At 65.5% G+C, this 15,274-nt stretch carries 12 protein-coding genes; 1 reads left to right on the forward strand and 11 read right to left on the reverse strand.

Annotated elements, in window-relative coordinates; genetic code table 11:
* Position 1: 1 nt before the first annotated feature.
* From ABRP17_RS01865 to ABRP17_RS01880, 4 genes are all read right to left on the reverse strand, one after another.
* Positions 2 to 3,172 carry an efflux RND transporter permease subunit gene (locus tag ABRP17_RS01865; protein ID WP_188324338.1) on the reverse strand — a complete coding sequence of 1,057 codons (3,171 nt, stop codon included), beginning with the start codon at positions 3,170 to 3,172 and terminating at the stop codon, positions 2 to 4.
* Between the two features lie 98 nt (positions 3,173 to 3,270).
* On the reverse strand, positions 3,271 to 4,512 hold the full coding sequence (locus tag ABRP17_RS01870; protein WP_349985311.1) for an efflux RND transporter periplasmic adaptor subunit: 1,242 nt from the start codon (positions 4,510 to 4,512) through the stop codon (positions 3,271 to 3,273).
* Between the two features lie 111 nt (positions 4,513 to 4,623).
* A complete protein-coding gene (locus ABRP17_RS01875) occupies positions 4,624 to 5,394 on the reverse strand; it encodes an SDR family NAD(P)-dependent oxidoreductase (RefSeq protein ID WP_192080624.1) in 771 nt (256 codons plus the stop codon).
* Positions 5,391 to 5,618: a hypothetical protein gene (locus ABRP17_RS01880; protein ID WP_192080622.1), complete on the reverse strand. Its 228-nt coding sequence runs from the start codon at positions 5,616 to 5,618 to the stop codon at positions 5,391 to 5,393. The genes ABRP17_RS01875 and ABRP17_RS01880 overlap by 4 nt, the downstream gene beginning before the upstream one ends.
* 145 nt (positions 5,619 to 5,763) lie before the next feature.
* Between ABRP17_RS01880 and ABRP17_RS01885 the strand changes: the two genes are divergently transcribed.
* The gene (locus ABRP17_RS01885) at positions 5,764 to 6,783 is read left to right on the forward strand and encodes a LysR family transcriptional regulator (protein WP_188324341.1); all 1,020 of its coding nucleotides are present in this window, start codon (positions 5,764 to 5,766) and stop codon (positions 6,781 to 6,783) included.
* Between the two features lie 149 nt (positions 6,784 to 6,932).
* On the opposite strand, the gene ABRP17_RS01890 is transcribed toward ABRP17_RS01885, so the two are convergent.
* The 7 genes from ABRP17_RS01890 to ABRP17_RS01920 form a co-directional block, all read right to left on the reverse strand.
* Entirely contained in the window at positions 6,933 to 7,628 is a 696-nt protein-coding gene (locus ABRP17_RS01890; RefSeq protein ID WP_188324342.1) for an OmpA family protein, read from the reverse strand.
* Positions 7,629 to 7,773: 145 nt separating this feature from the next.
* The gene (locus ABRP17_RS01895; protein WP_349985302.1) at positions 7,774 to 9,180 is read right to left on the reverse strand and encodes a deoxyribodipyrimidine photo-lyase; all 1,407 of its coding nucleotides are present in this window, start codon (positions 9,178 to 9,180) and stop codon (positions 7,774 to 7,776) included.
* A 106-nt stretch (positions 9,181 to 9,286) separates the two neighbouring features.
* Positions 9,287 to 9,415: a hypothetical protein gene (locus ABRP17_RS01900; protein WP_349985303.1), complete on the reverse strand. Its 129-nt coding sequence runs from the start codon at positions 9,413 to 9,415 to the stop codon at positions 9,287 to 9,289.
* A 31-nt stretch (positions 9,416 to 9,446) separates the two neighbouring features.
* Positions 9,447 to 10,073, reverse strand: a complete 627-nt coding sequence (locus tag ABRP17_RS01905; RefSeq protein WP_349985304.1) for an inorganic diphosphatase — start codon at positions 10,071 to 10,073, stop codon at positions 9,447 to 9,449.
* A 34-nt stretch (positions 10,074 to 10,107) separates the two neighbouring features.
* Positions 10,108 to 11,484: a metallophosphoesterase gene (locus ABRP17_RS01910; protein WP_372486942.1), complete on the reverse strand. Its 1,377-nt coding sequence runs from the start codon at positions 11,482 to 11,484 to the stop codon at positions 10,108 to 10,110.
* Entirely contained in the window at positions 11,484 to 12,617 is a 1,134-nt protein-coding gene (locus ABRP17_RS01915; protein WP_349985305.1) for a phytase, read from the reverse strand. The genes ABRP17_RS01910 and ABRP17_RS01915 overlap by 1 nt, the downstream gene beginning before the upstream one ends.
* A complete protein-coding gene (locus tag ABRP17_RS01920) occupies positions 12,617 to 15,175 on the reverse strand; it encodes a TonB-dependent receptor (protein ID WP_349985306.1) in 2,559 nt (852 codons plus the stop codon). Before ABRP17_RS01920 ends, ABRP17_RS01915 begins: the two co-directional genes overlap by 1 nt.
* Positions 15,176 to 15,274 lie beyond the last annotated feature (99 nt).

Raw genomic sequence — 15,274 nt, forward strand, 5'->3', positions numbered from 1 at the left:
ATCAATGATGCAGCGTCGATTCGCCATGCTTGACCAGCTGGCCACCGCCGTTGCGGGTGACGAACTTGCGCAGGGCCACGTAGAACACCGGGGTCAGGAACAGCCCGAACAACGTTACGCCCAGCATGCCGGCGAACACCGTGATGCCGGTGACCGAGCGGACCTCGGCGCCTGCACCATGGGACAGCACCAGCGGCACGGTGCCGGCGATGAAGGCGATGGAGGTCATCACGATCGGGCGCAGGCGCAGGCGGCAGGCTTCCAACGCAGATTCAACGATGCCCTTGCCGCCCATTTCCAGCTCGCGTGCAAACTCGACGATCAGGATGGCGTTCTTGCAGGCCAACCCCATCAGCACCACCAGACCCACCTGCACGAACACGTTGTTGTCGCCGCCGGTCAGCCATACGCCGAACAGCGCGGACAGCAGGGTCATCGGTACGATTAGGATCACCGCCAGCGGCAGCGACCAGCTTTCATACAGTGCGGCCAGCACCAGGAAGGCCAGCATCACCGCCACCGGGAACACGATCAACGCGGCGTTGCCCTGGGTGGCCTGCTGGTAGCTCAGGTCGGTCCATTCGGTGACCATGCCGGGCGGCAACACCTGCGCGGCGATCTCGCTCAGCTTGGCCATGCCCTCGGTGGATGACAGCAGGCGCGGATCGGTTTCACCGGCCAGGTCAGCCGCCGGGTAGCCGTTGAAGCGCAGCACCGGGTCGGGGCCGAACGTCTGCTTGACGGTGACCATCGAGCCGATCGGCACCATCTCGCCGCGGTCGTTGCGGGTGCGCAGGCGGCCGATGTCTTCCACGCTGTCACGGAACTGTCCGTCAGCCTGCGCGATCACCTGCCAGGTACGACCGAACTGGTTGAAGTCGTTGACGTAGGCCGAGCCCAGATAGGTCTGCAGCGTGTCGAACAGCTCGGTCAACTGCACGCCCTGTGCCTTGGCCTTTACACGGTCCACCTCGGCATCCAGCTGCGGCACGTTGGCCTGGTAGCTGGTGATCGGGAAGGCCATGCCCGGTGTCTGCGATACCGCGCCCTGCATGCTCTGCACAGCGGTCTGCAGCGCACCGTAGCCCAGGTTTCCACGGTCTTCGATGAACATCTGGTAGCCGTTGCCGTTACCCAGCCCGAGGATCGGCGGCGGCATCATCGAGAACGCAAAGCCTTCCTGCAGCCCGGCGATCTTCTGGTTGATCTCCGCATTGATCTGCGCAGCGGTACGCCCATTGCGTTCGCTGAAGGGCTTGAGCGGCACGAACGCCACACCGGTATTGGGCGTGTTGGTGAACTGCAGCGCGTTGAGGCCCGGGAACGAAATGGTATGCGCCACGCCATCGGTTTCCATGGCGATCTGCGCGACCTTCTTCAGCATCGCGTCGGTGCGGGCAATGGACGAGCCCTCCGGCAGCTTCACACCCGCGATCAGGTACAGCTTGTCCTGCGTGGGGATGAAGCCCGGCGGCACCAGCTTGAACATCACGCCGGTACCGACCAGCAGCAAGGCATACACCACGAACACCGCGCCGCGCTTGCCGAGGATCTTCGATACGCCGCGCTCGTACTTCTCCGAGCTGGATTTGAAGAAGCGGTTGAACGGACGGAAGATCCAGCCGAACAGGCGGTCGATGATGCGCGTGGGCGCATCCTTGGTTGCGTCATGCGGCTTCAGCAGGCGTGCGGCCAGGGCCGGCGACAGAGTCAGCGAGTTGATGGCCGAGATCACCGTGGAGATGGCGATGGTGACGGCGAACTGCTTGTAGAACTGGCCGGTGACGCCGGACAGGAAGGCCATCGGCACGAACACGGCGCACAGCACCAACGCGATCGCGACGATCGGACCGGACACTTCCTTCATGGCCTGATGGGCGGCGGCGGTGGGTGACAGACCTTCTTCGATGTTGCGCTCGACGTTCTCCACCACCACGATCGCATCGTCGACCACGATGCCGATCGCCAACACCAGGCCGAACAGGCTCAGTGTGTTGATCGAGAAACCCAGCAGATACAGTGCAGCGAACGTGCCTACGATGGACACCGGCACGGCGATCAGCGGAATGATCGACGCGCGCCAGGTCTGCAGGAACAGGATGACCACCAGCACCACCAGGGCGATGGCTTCCAGCAGCGTGGACACCACGGCCTTGATCGAGTCGCGCACGAAGATGGTGGTGTCATACACCGCTTCGTACTTGACGTCGGCCGGGAAGGTCTTCTGCATCTCGTCCATGGTGTTCATGACGGCATCGCGGATTTCCAGCGCGTTCGCGCCGGGGGCCTGGAAGATGCCGATACCCACTGCGTTCTTGCCATCCAGCTGCGAACGCAGCGTGTAGTCACCGGCACCCAGCTCCAGACGGGCCACGTCGGACAGGCGAACGACTTCGCCGTCAGCGCCGCTCTTGAGCACGATGTCGTTGAATTCCTGCTCACTCTTCAGCCGGCCCTGTGCATTGATCAGGGTCAGGAACTGGCTGTTGGGCATCGGTTCGGCACCGAGCTGGCCCGCCGAGACCTGCACGTTCTGCTCGCGCATCGCGCCGACCACATCGCTGGCGGTCAGGCCGCGCGCGGCGATCTTGTCCGGGTCCAGCCAGGCACGCATGGCGTAGTCACCGCCACCGAAGATCTGCGCATCGCCCACGCCCTGGATGCGCGACAGCGCGTCCTTGACATGCAGGCGCGCGTAGTTGCGCAGGTACAGCGTGTCGTACTTTCCGTTCGGCGAGGTCAGGTGCACCACCATCAGGAAGGTCGGCGACTGCTTCTGCGTGGTCACGCCCTGCCGCCGCACGTCTTCAGGCAGTCGTGCCTGCGCCTGGGCAACGCGGTTCTGCACTTTGACCGCCGCCGCATCCGGATCGGTACCCGGGCGGAAGGTGATGGTCATCTGCAGCACACCGTCGGAGCCGGCGACCGACTTCATGTACATCATGTCCTCGACGCCGTTGATGGCTTCTTCCAGTGGCGTGGCCACTGTTTCGGCGATCACCTTCGGGTTGGCGCCCGGGTACACGGTGCGCACCACCACCGAGGGCGGCACCACGTCGGGGTATTCACCGGTCGGCAGCAGCGGAATGCTGATCAGGCCGGCAGCGAAGATGATGATCGACAACACCGCCGCGAAGATCGGCCTGTCGATGAAAAAGCGTGAGAAATCCATTGGGAATGTCCTTGGTTTGGCCGACGCTGGGATGCAGCCGCCCTGCCCCTGCCAATCCGGCAGGGGTTCGGGCATCGCGGTGACGCTGGCCGGTTGGATCAGTTCAGTGCGGCGGTTTCAGTACCAACGGGGGCCTGGGCGGGAGCCGGGGCCTTCGCCGGTGCAACAGCAGGTGCGGCGGGACCTTGCATCGCGACCGCCTTGGCCTGCACGGGCATGCCCGGCATGAAGACCTTCTGCACGCCATCGACGATCACCTTGTCGCCGGCGGCGAGGCCGCTTTCCACGATGCGCAGGCCATCAGCGGTACGGCCCAGCGCGATATCGCGGCGCTGCGCCTTGCCGTCCTTGTCCACCACATAGACGTACTTGCGGTCCTGGTCGGTCAGTACGGCGCGGTCATCGATCAGCATCGCCTGGAACTGGCCACTGCCCAGCAGCTGCACGCGGGCGAACAGGCCCGGGGTGAACTGGCGGTCTGCGTTGTCCAGCAGTGCGCGGACGCGGATGGTGCCGGTGCTGCGGGTGACCTGATTGTCCAGGAAGTCGACCTTGCCTTCGTGCGGGAAGCCCTGCTCACCGCTCAGCCCGATACGCACCGGCAGCGACGCATCGCGCTCGCTCGGACGCTCGCCCTTGCGTGCCATCTGCGCATAGCGCAGGAAGGTGGCTTCATCGGCGTCGAAATACACGTGCACCTTTTCCAGCGACACCAGCGTGGTCAACACGCTGGCCGCATCGCCAGCACTGACCAGGTTGCCCGCCGTGACCATCGCGCGACCGGCGCGGCCGTTGATCGGCGCACGCACCTTGGTGAACTCCAGGTTCAGTGCGGCGGCATCCAGCGCGGCCTGTGCGGCCTGCACCTGCGCGCCGGCCTGGTCGGACGCGGCACGGCGCTGTTCCCAGGTTTCGGTGGAGATCGCCTGCTGGTCCGACAAGCGCTTGGCCCGCTCGGATTCACCGCGCGCCAGCGTGGACTGCGTGCGTGCGCGGTTGAGCTCGGCGCGGGCGCGGTCATATTCGGCCTGGTAACTGCGGGCATCGATGGTGAACAGCACATCGCCCTTCTTTACTTCCTCGCCTTCGACATAGTTCACCTTGTCGATGTAGCCGGACACCCGCGGGCGCAGGTCCACGTTCTCGACCGCTTCCACCCGGCCACTGAACTCGTCCCACTGGCTGATCTGCTTGACCAGCACCGGTGCGGCGCTGACTTCAGGCGCAGGCGGTGCGCCGGCTTCTTCGGCATGGCTGCCGCTGCAGGCGGTCAGGATGGCCAGGGCAAGTGCCGAGACGGTGGCCAAGGCCGCGCGGCGGGTAGTGCGGTGGAGGGTCATCATGGTGTTCATGGCATGTATCCGTAAGGGGTGGTGATACAGGTGATCAGTCGTTCGTTTGTCGGCAGCGCCGACGACCGGGGGATGGTGCAACCTCAACAATGGTTGAGGTCAAGCACTACCGGCCGCCTCGCGCCATCGGGGTGGCGCATCCAGTTTCAACAGGCCGCGCGGCAGCTGGCCGTCGCGCGTGTCGCAGCGCACGATCGCGTTGTTGTCGTGGCATTGGTCCAGCAGAGAGACCAGGCGCCGGCCGACGAGCAGCGCACTGGGCCACTCGATGCACGCATTGGCTGCATTGCTGGGCGTGCACACCGGTGCACAGACTTCCAGCAGCTGCGCGCGTACGCCGATCGCCTGCGCTTCCTGATGAACCACCTGCGCATACATCCGCAGCGCAGCGGCGCTCACCGATGAATCGCCATGTGCGGCCCACGGCTTCAGCCCGGCCGGGCTGCCGATCATCACGAAGCGACGCGGATGCGGGTGGTCCTGCAGCAGCGGCAACAGATGGCGGACGGCGTGCACGTGCGGCAGCAGGTCAAGCTGCAGCGTCTGCATCAACGCATCGCCCGGGCGGTCGATCACCCGGCCACGTGCATAGGGCCCGCCGAGCGCGGCAACGACGGCGCCCAGCGGACGCGGCCGTGCGGCCACGCGGTCGGCGACGACCTTGGCCGATTCGTCGTCGGCGAGCGACCCGAGCAGGGTTTCCAGTCCGGGTTCGTCATCGAACTGCTGGCGCAGCGCAGCCAGGCGGCGCGGATCGCGACCGACCACCAGGACCGGGCTGCCAGCCTCCAGCAGTGCGCCGACCACGCCTTGGCCCACGGCACCGGTGCCGCCGAGGACGAGGACCTCCGGTGCCAGCATCCCGTTCACGGGATATTTCCTCCCATCTGCGGGACAATCCCAATCCGACCCAGGCGATCAGTGCCGCGGGGACGGATACGCAGGGCACCGCCGCGTTGCTGGCGGGCGGGGGCGGTAAACTCGCGAAAGTCCTTGTTAACCAAGGAGCTGGGACGGGTTTCCACGGTCATCGCCTGGTCCAGGGCATCCTGGCCAGCGCGGCGGAAGTGGTTGAGAATGTTGCGCAGGCTCATGGCTGATGGCCTCCGATTCGGGAATGGCGCCATGGTGCGCTTCTAACTCCTACTTGATTAGTCCTGATTTAGGGGAATAATCATCCCGCTCCCGGTCCAATCTTTTTGTCACGCTATTCCCGTCCCGACGTCCAGGAATTCGACCATGTCTCACGATCTCAACGAAACGCTGATCTTCGTCAAAGTGGTCGAGCAAGGCAGCTTCATCGCCGCCGCCAAGTCGCTCGGCCTGCCCAAGACCACCGTCAGCCGCAAGGTGCAGGATCTGGAAACGCGCCTCGGTGCGCGCCTGCTGCACCGGACCACGCGTCGCCTCGGCCTGACCGAAGCCGGTTCCATCTATCACGAGCACTGCCAGCGCATCGCACGCGAACTGGAAGAGGCGGAGAGTGCCGTCAGCCAGTTGCAGTCCGGCCCGCGTGGGTGGCTGCGTTTCACCGTGCCCTATTCGCTTGGCATCACCTGGATCGCGCCATTGATGGGCCAGTTCCATGCGATGTACCCCGAGATCCGGCTCGACATGCATCTGGGCAACGAGAAGCTCGACCTGATCGCCGGTGAAGCGGATCTTGCGCTGCGGGTCGGTGCCCTGCCCGATTCCAATCTGGTCGCCCGCAAGCTCGGCACGTTGCGCACGCAGGTATTCGCCAGCCCGGCCTATATCGAACGCCACGGCGAACCGTTGCACCCGGACGAGCTGCAGTTCCACCGCATCCTGGCGATGCGCAAGGCGTACCACAGCCATCCGAACCGCATCACCTGGCAGCTCGGCGAGAATGGCGGTGAGCTGCGCGACTTCCCGGTGAATCCGCTGATGGTGGCCAATGACATGTCGGCGTTGAACGGCGCGATGGTATGCGGCGAAGGCCTGCTGCTGACCGGCGATGTGATGGCCAAGCCGTACGTGGAAACCGGAATGGTGCGCCGTGTGCTGGCCGGCTGGACGGGACCGGAAGTGGACTTCAATGCGGTCTTCGCCGGCGGCAAGCTGGTGTCGCCGAAAGTGCGCGCCTTCGTGGATTTCCTGGTCGACAAGCTCAACTTCGACGCCAACTACATGATGGCGCAGTGCCCCGCAGCGAAGTACGCGCAGCAGCAGAACGAGAAAGCCGAAGCCGAAGCGATGGCTGAAGGGAAGCGGATTCTGGAGGTCGTTGCCGCGTGAGATGACGATGGGCGACGATCGTGACGGCCGCTGGCCGTCAGTTCGTTGCTACAGGTGTGACGACTGAAGTAGTCACCTACAAAAATGCCGCCTGCAAGGGCGGCATTTTTGTTGCGGCCTGGCGGCCGCAACGGCAGTAACGCGCAGCGTTACTGCTGCAACGGAATCACGCGGATTTCCACGCGACGGTTCTGCGCACGGCCGGCGTCGGTGCTGTTGTCGGCAACCGGGTAGGCCTTGCCGGCGCCCAGCGTTTCGATGCGTGCGCGCTGTACGCCCTGGCCGGTCAGGTAGGCAGCCACGGCATCGGCACGTTCCTTCGACAGACGGTTGTTCACCGCGTCGCTGCCGATGCTGTCGGTATGGCCGACCACTTCGATCATGGTCTGGTTGTATTCGGCCAGCGTGCTCGCGACACCGTTGAGCGAACCGTAGAACTGCGGCTTCAACGCGGACTTGTTGAAGTCGAACGTGATGCCGTCCGGCAGGTTCAGGCTGATGTTGTCGCCCTGGCGGACCACGTCGATACCGGTGTTGGCGGTACGCTCGCGCAAGGCGCGTTCCTGGCGATCCTGGTACTGGCCGACGGCCGCGCCGCTCAGTGCGCCGATACCGGCACCGATCATCGCGTGCTGGCGACGTTCAGTCGCGCTGCCACCGGTCAGCAGGCCAGCTGCGACACCGACGGCGGTACCTATCAGCGCGTTGCGGCCCGTGCGGTTCTGCTGCTGGGTTTCGTTGCCATACGGGTCACTCTGCACGTACGAACCACCGGTCGCGCAGGCGCTGAGCGCAGCGGCGGTCATCAGGGCGAGGGCCACATTACGGGGAGCGGATCGGATCATGGTGTTCTCCTTGGAAGCCGGGTGGTCCGGCGTGCGTCGGGGATGAGCATATACAGCCTAGTGCGATGCGGGGATGAGGGCCGAAGCTCCCATCACTGCCCCGTTCAGCTTCTTCGCAACGACGTGTAAAAGCGCCCTGCGACGCTCAAGTGTGCCGATAGGCAGCCAACGCCGCGTCACGGCCTTCAGCAAGATCCACCAACGGCCGCCGCGGATAATCCGGTGCCTTGGCCGCCAGCAGATCGGCGTGCTGCCAGGGGGCAAAACGCGCCTTCACCGGCAGAGCGGCCAACTCGGGCACCCACCGGGTGATGTAACGCGCCTGCGGGTCGAACTTCTCCGACTGGGTGACCGGATTGAACACGCGGAAATACGGCGCGGCATCGGCGCCGGTGCCGGCCACCCACTGCCAGCCCATGGTGTTGTTGGCCAGGTCCGCATCCACCAGGGTGTCCCAGAACCAGCGCGCGCCCTCCAGCCAGTGCGCGCGCATGTGCTTGCACAGGTAGCTGGCGACGATCATGCGTACGCGGTTGTGCATGATGCCGGTGTGCCACAGCTGCCGCAGCCCGGCATCGACGATTGGCACGCCGGTATTGCCACGCTGCCATGCCTGCAGGTCGGCCGCCGCGGGCGACGCCCAGCGGAAGCTGTCGAAGCGCGGGTTGAGGTTTTCGTCCGTGGTCCCGGGGAAGTGATGGAGCAGGTGATGGCCGAAGTCACGCCAGCCCAGTTGCCGGATGTAGGCATCGATGTCGGCGCTGCGGCTGGCGGTGCGCTCGGCCTCCAGCGCGTGGACGATCCGCCACGGCGCGATCTCGCCGAAGTGCAGGTGCGGGGACATCATGGACGTGCCGACGCGATCCGGCAGGTCACGCTGCTCGCGATAGCCGTTCAACGCCCCATCGACGAACACGGTCAGTGCTTCGCGGGCACCGGCCTCACCGGGCTGCCAGTGCTCCCAGAAGCCTGCATCCCAGCCCAGCGAGGGTTGCAGGCCGAGCGCATCGAGCGCCAGGCCCTTGACCGTGTGGGCGGGGAGCGACGCCGGTGCATCGCTCACGGCATGCAGACGCCACTGGCTCAGCGCATTGCGCCAGAACGGGGTGAAGACCTTGTACGGTCCCCCCTGCTTGGTCTGCAGGTCCCACGGTTCGAACAGCAGGCTGCCGTTGCAGCTGTCCGCCTGCAGCCCCTGCTCGCGCAGGGTGCGCTTGATCAGGGCATCGCGCGGCTGGGTGGCGGGTTCGTATTTGCGGTTCCAGAAGACCGCCTCCGCGCCGGTCTCGGCGATCAGTTCCTGCAGGACCGCCAGGCTGTCGCCTTCGCGCAGCACGAGGCCCGAGCCGCGTGCGCGCAGATCGTCGTCCAGCGCCAACAGTGAGCGGTGCCGCCACGCATTGGACGCCGCACCGGGCGCCCAGCGGCCTTCCTCGTGCGGCGCATGGATGTAGACCGGCACGATATCGTGCCCGGACTCCAGCGCAGCCTGCAGCGCCGGATTGTCGGCAAGGCGGAGATCACGGCGAAACCACACCAAGGCTGATGACACGCGACGTACCTGGAGAATGCAAGGCTGCCATGATAACGAGCGCGCGTGACCTGACTGTAGAGCCGACTTCAGTCGGCTTGCCAACAGCAGCCGACTGAAGTCGGCTCTACCAGAGCAACAGCAACAGCAACAGCAACAGCCACAGCCACAGCAATAGCCACAGCAACGGCCACAGCACTGGCAACGGCCACAACCACACGGCAGCAGCCACGGCCACGGCACGGGCAGCGGCCACATCAACCGCAACCGCCGGGCATGGCTCGGCGTTACCTGGCCGCGTTCGTATCGAAGCGTTGCATCGACTGGCGGATCAGGGTCTTCGCCTCTGCTGCAGTGCCCCAGCCGCTCAACTGCACCGGGTTGCGGCCTTCCGGCAGGTCTTTGTAGACGCGGAAGAATGCTTCGATGCGCTGCCGCTCGATCAGCGGCAGATCGGACAGGTCGCGAATGCCGGCGTAGGTCGGATCCACCTTGTCGGTGGGCACGCCGATCACCTTCTCGTCCTGCTCGCCGTCGTCCACCATCTTCAGGTAACCTATCGGCCGGAAGCGCACGATCACACCGGGGTGCAGCGGTTCGCGGGTCAGCACCAGCGCGTCCAGCGGATCGTTGTCACCGGCCAGGGTGCGCGGCATCGACCCGTAATTGGCCGGGTACGCGACGGGCATCGATTGGAAACGGTCCACATGCACCAGCCCGTCGTCCTTGATCTCGTACTTGGTGAAGTTCCCCGCCGGAATCTCGACCACCAGATTCACTTCCTCCGGTGCCTGCTTCGGCTGCGCGGCAAGGAACGGGTGCAACACACTATCGGCGGCAACGCTGGCACCGGCCATCACGGCCAGCGCAGCGGCCAGTGCCACCATCGGCAACCTGCTACGTCGTGCGCTCATTGCGGCTCCTCCAGGTTCTGCATCACGTCATGGCTCATTCCCAGCACCGGTCCTTGCGGCCAGTCGGTGCGTGCGGGCGCTGGCAGCGGCGCGGTGCGATGCGGTCCGCCTCCAGCTCCACTTTCTTCGTGCTGCCGTCGGCCTGACGCACCAGCTCGAACGCGTCGTACAGCTTGCCGGTCACCGTACGGGCTTCGTAGTGCAGGCGCTGTGGATCGATGCGCAGCACCTGGAACAGCTGGGTGTCTTCGGCTACCGGGGACATCGTGGCGATCGCCTCTTTGGACAGGCGGTACTGCTTGGGGCTGGCGTTGCTGACGACGAACTGCGGGGTGGCCAGGCCGTCTTCACCACGGCGGCCATAGGTGTGGTCGTGGCCCTGTAGTACCAGGTCCACGTCGTGCCGTCGCACGACCGGCAGCAGGGCGTCCTGCAGCACCGGATTGTGGCGGCCACGCGCGGGCGAGTAGAACGGCTGGTGCACCACCACGATCGTCCACGGCTGCGTGTTGGATGCCAGTACGCCATCCAGCCACTGCGCCTGTGCCTGCGCGGTGCCAAGGTCCATCGCCGAGGTGCCATCCAGCACGGCGAACCGGACGCCCTGATAGTCGAACCAATACGTGCTCTGCTCCGCACCCTTGGCCCCGTTGTCCGGCAGGGCGAAGGTCGCGGGCCAGTGGCGGGCCATCACCCGGCGTTCCTGCGGGGTGTCTTCGAACTCTTCGAAGTACTCGTGGTTGCCGATGGCCGGTGCGAGCATCGTTTCCTGTGCCAGCCAGCCCGTGGCGGCGAACCACTCGCCCCACTCGCTGTCATCGGCGTCGTAGCCCCCACTGACCAGATCACCGGCAAACAGGCTCAGGTGTGCGTCAGGCGCCGCCTTCTGCGCTGCGCGCACCACGCGGGTTACATGGCTGAGGTTCTTGTTCTGGGTGTCGCCGAAGTACAGGAAGGTCATCGACTGGTCGGCGGTGCCTGCCGTACGCAGCTGGTTCCAGGCGCTCCAGGTGTCTTTACCCTGCACGCGATACACGTACAGGGTGCCCGGCTTCAGGCCGGTGACGTCGGCACGGTGGTGATGGGACGGGCCGTTCTCGGTCTGCAGCGGCTGGCTGCTGGCGGTGATGCGGGTGATCGGGCCGAAGCCCGGCGTGTCATCCGCCGGCGCGATCTCCAGCAGCGGCGCCTGCACGCTGCCGTCGGTGCGCCATCGCACGGCGAAGCCCTGTGAGGCATCCGCCGCCGGCGAGGCCACGATCCGATCCGGGAAGCCGGTTGCCGCATAGTGGCGGCTGCCGGCCGGCACTTGGCTGTTGGGCTCCACGCGCGATGCCAGCTCATCGGCCAGCACACTGCTGCAACCCAGCGCCAGGGCCACGCCCAGGCCAAGCGAGGTCAGGCGACGGATCACGACGCACACTCCAGCGGCAGCGACAGCGCCTTGGCGATCTGCTCCCAGTCGAACGCCACCACGCCCTGGTCATCGTGCACGGCATACAGCGCGCCGTGCGGGAAGCGTGGCGTGCCCTGCTGCATCATCCAGATGCCGTCGGTGTTGGCCACGGTGTTGCCCTGGAAGGCCCCCACCGGCTTCAAGCTGTGCCGGTCAAACAGATGGAAGACGCTGCGGTCCTTGGCCTGCTCGGTGGTGATCCACCAGCCGTCCTTGCCGCAGGTGCGCAGCATCACCCCTTCCGCCTGCGCCTTGAACACATCGCGGCCGAAGGTCGTGCCGGTGAAGCGACCGGCCATCGTGTAGACCTTGAATTCGCTGGCGTAGCTTTCGTCCTCTTCGGCGATCAACAGGCGGTCGTTGGCCGGGTCGCCCCAGATCGATTCCACCACGCGCAGCGCACCGGCTTCGCTGGTATCGCCGATGCTCGCCGTCAGCGTGGCCTGCACCTTCGCCCCATCGCGGGTGACGTGGTACTGGCGTACGCGCTTGTCCAGCTCAGTCAGCGGCGGCAGGATGTCGTTGCCCTGCGCGTCCTCGCCGTTGTCCCAGGAATCGGTGACATACACGGTGTAGCCATCACGCCCCTTGTCGACCCACAGGCCATAGGGCTTGCGCAGGTCATCGGCACCGAACACCGCCAGCGGCGTGAAGTCGGGCAGCGAGAATACCTGCACGCGATGGTTGTCGCGCTCCACGATCCACATCAGATCGTCGATGATCGAAATGCCGTTGGGGCGGTCGAACTGGCCCAGTGCGCTGCCCGCGCTGCCAACGTCACGCAACGGGGTGCCGGTGCTGCCGTCGTACGCCACCAGCTTGTCGGTGGCCTTGGCCGTGGCAATCAGCCAGGTCTTGCCGTCAGGTGCCTTCCACGCAGCGGGCGAGTCGATGTTGTCGTCCGGCGTCATGGGGGTCAGGAAGGCTTCGGCCAGGGTATGCACCTGACGCGGCGTGGTAGTGGCATCGGTCGCGACCGGCGCGCCCTTGGCCGCAGCAGCGGCGCCCTTCGCAGTGGGGGCCGACGGCGTGCAGCCGCTGGCGAGTGCCAGCGCCAGTGCGCCGACCAGGGCGATACGGGGCGCCATCACAGTGCCACCTTCAGGCCGACCGCATAGGTGCGGCCGTATTCTTCCAGCTGCAGGGTGCGCGAACGCGTGCCCTGGTAGAGCTCAAGCGGCTTGTCCAACAGATTCTGTGCCTCGAAGTACATGCTGACGCGGGGGGTGAATTTATAATCCAGCGAGAAATCGAGCTGGGTGTGCGGTGCGACGTAGATGTCGAACGCGCGGCCGACGCCGATGCTGTCCAGGTATTCACTGCGGTACACCGCGGCCAGGCGCGTGCTCAGGCCATATTTTTCGTAGCCGATGTGGGCGCTGTACACATGCTTGGACGCACGCGGCAGGGTGAAGTCATCGCCCTCGCGGCCTTCCACGCCAGGATCGAAATCGGTATCCAGCCACGTGCCGCTGGCGCCGACCAGCAGGCCATCCAGGCCCGGCGGCAGGAACGCAAGCTGCTGCTGATAGTTGAATTCGGCACCCCGTACCGTGGCCTTCTCGCCGTTGATCGGCAGGGTCACGTCGAAGCCGTCGTAGGCGGGGTCGTTGTTGCGCACCGTCTCCACGATGTAGCCGTCGATGGACTTGTGGAACAGGCCCAGCGACACGATGCCGGTCGTGCCGATGTACTTCTCCACCGACAGATCGATGTTCTTCGATTCGTACGGGTCAAGCTGGGGATTGCCCAGGCGGACCTCTTCGTCGCCGCGGCTGTAGCCTACGCGCGGTGAGATGTCGCCGAACGACGGACGCGAAACCGTCTTGTTCGCCGATGCGCGCAGCACCCAGTCATCGGTAGCGTCATAGCGCAGGTGCAGGCCGGGCAACACATTGGTGTAGCTGCTGTCGGCCACGCGCGGGGTAATGGTGAAGCTGCGCTCGTCTTCGGCTACGTCGACCTGGTTGCCGATCGCCTTGAACTGGGTGTTCTCCACACGCACACCGCCGATGATGCGCAGCGCACCGATATCCCAGGTACCCATGGCGTAGGTCGAGAAGATGTCTTCGCTGGCGCTGTAGTCCTCTTCCAGCGAGGTCAACGCATTGGCCCCGGTCTCCTGCGGACGCGCGCTGTACAGGCCGCTGTTGGCCGCCCAGTAGCGGCGCATGAGGTCCGAGCTCATGCCCTGCCCGAGCGTGCCGTGGCGGTGATCGGGCGCACCGATGGTCCAGCTGGCGAGGTCGATGGCTGGGCCACGGCGCAGCTCGACTTCGTTGACATCCACATCGCGCTCGCGCCAACGGCCGAGCACGCCGAACTTGTAGCTGGCATTGTCCGCATCGAAGCGTACGTTGAGCTGCGCGCTGTGTTCCTTGTCATCCACCCGCTTGGGCGACAGGATCATCCGGTCGTAGGCGTAGTTGGCATTGTCCATCCATGCATCGCTGCCCAGCGTGTAGCGCGGCAGTCGGCTGCGCTGGTCCAGCGTGCCGGACAGGTCGTCGCCGTCCAGCTCGAAGCGCGCTTCCATCTCGTCGTCCACGCGCTCTTCGGTCTTGGTGTAGCCGATCTTGTAATCGACCACGGCAGCGGACAGCCGGTTCTCGCCGCCCAGGCTGGCGGCCAAGGTATTTTCTTCCTTGGTGCGGTAGCGCATGCGCTTCTGGATCGCATCGGCCGGCAGGTCGTCCAGGCGGAATTGATCGGCACCCGTCGCGACGACGTCGGCGTCCTCGAAGTTGATGATCGTGCGCTGACGCGTCTCGGCATCGTCAAAGCGGCTGTACAGCGTGCGCAGGTAGTACGTGCTGTCTTCGCTGGGGCGCCAGTCCAGGTTGAGATTGGCGCCGATGCGCTTGCGCTCGATTTCATACTTGCGGCGCTGCAGGTTGATCGCGGTGACATCGCCGGGTGCCGCATCGTCCTCACCGGCATACTCGACTTCACTGTTGTCCGACTCGAACTTGCGGTTCTGGTAGTTCACGCCCAGCGCAACGCCGAACGTATCGGCAAACACTTCGCTGTAGTTGATGGCAGCTTTCGGGCTGGTGTGGCCGGAGAGCGCCTGGTGGCTGGCTTCGATCTTGCCACGCAGGCTGCGGCCATCGCGGTCGAAGGCCGAGGCCGACTCCACCAGGATCGCGCCGCCGATGGCATCGCCGGGCATGTCCGGGGTCGGCGACTTCACGACGCGAAGGCGCTCGGTGGAGTCCGAAGGAATGACGTCCAGCGGTGCGGCGCGGCTGGAATCCTCCGGCGTACCGACTGCGATACCGTCGATGCTGACGCTGTTGAGGTTCGCGTCCAGGCCGCGCACCACCACGAAGCGGCCTTCGCCTTGGTCGCGGGTGACGCTGACACCCGGCAGGCGCTGCAGGGATTCGGCCACGTTCTGGTCCGGGTACTGGCCCAGTGCATCCGACGACACCGCGTCCTCGATCGCGTTGCTGCTGCGCTTGAGGTCCACTGCGCGGATCTGCGATTCCAGCTGCGCGCGCACTTCGATGCGGTCCAGATCTGTTGCATCGGCGGCGATGGCACTGGTGGCCGCCACGTCCTGGCCGGCGGCACGCAGCGGCGCTGCAGCCCCCAGTGCCAGGGTCAGGGTGATGGCGATGGCCAACGGTGTCTTGGTCTGCACGGGTGATCCCATTCGGTGTGAAGAATGGGAGGGCAAGGTATGTCGGCGAGGTTGCACCGGCATGACACCGGGACACCTGTGCGGTCATGACGGCATCAC

It is taken from the genome of Stenotrophomonas sp. WHRI 8082 (assembly GCF_040223995.2).
In the GTDB taxonomy this organism is placed as follows: Bacteria; Pseudomonadota; Gammaproteobacteria; order Xanthomonadales; family Xanthomonadaceae; genus Stenotrophomonas.

Bases quoted from the DNA above. Each gene is read 5' to 3' on its own strand.
- ABRP17_RS01865 (WP_188324338.1), bottom strand. From the start codon at position 3,172: ATGGATTTCTCACGCTTTTTCATCGACAGGCCGATCTTCGCGGCGGTG.
- ABRP17_RS01870 (WP_349985311.1), bottom strand. From the start codon at position 4,512: ATGACCCTCCACCGCACTACCCGCCGCGCGGCCTTGGCCACCGTCTCG.
- ABRP17_RS01880 (WP_192080622.1), bottom strand. From the start codon at position 5,618: ATGAGCCTGCGCAACATTCTCAACCACTTCCGCCGCGCTGGCCAGGAT.
- ABRP17_RS01885 (WP_188324341.1), top strand. From the start codon at position 5,764: ATGTCTCACGATCTCAACGAAACGCTGATCTTCGTCAAAGTGGTCGAG.
- ABRP17_RS01890 (WP_188324342.1), bottom strand. From the start codon at position 7,628: ATGATCCGATCCGCTCCCCGTAATGTGGCCCTCGCCCTGATGACCGCC.
- ABRP17_RS01905 (WP_349985304.1), bottom strand. From the start codon at position 10,073: ATGAGCGCACGACGTAGCAGGTTGCCGATGGTGGCACTGGCCGCTGCG.
- ABRP17_RS01915 (WP_349985305.1), bottom strand. From the start codon at position 12,617: ATGGCGCCCCGTATCGCCCTGGTCGGCGCACTGGCGCTGGCACTCGCC.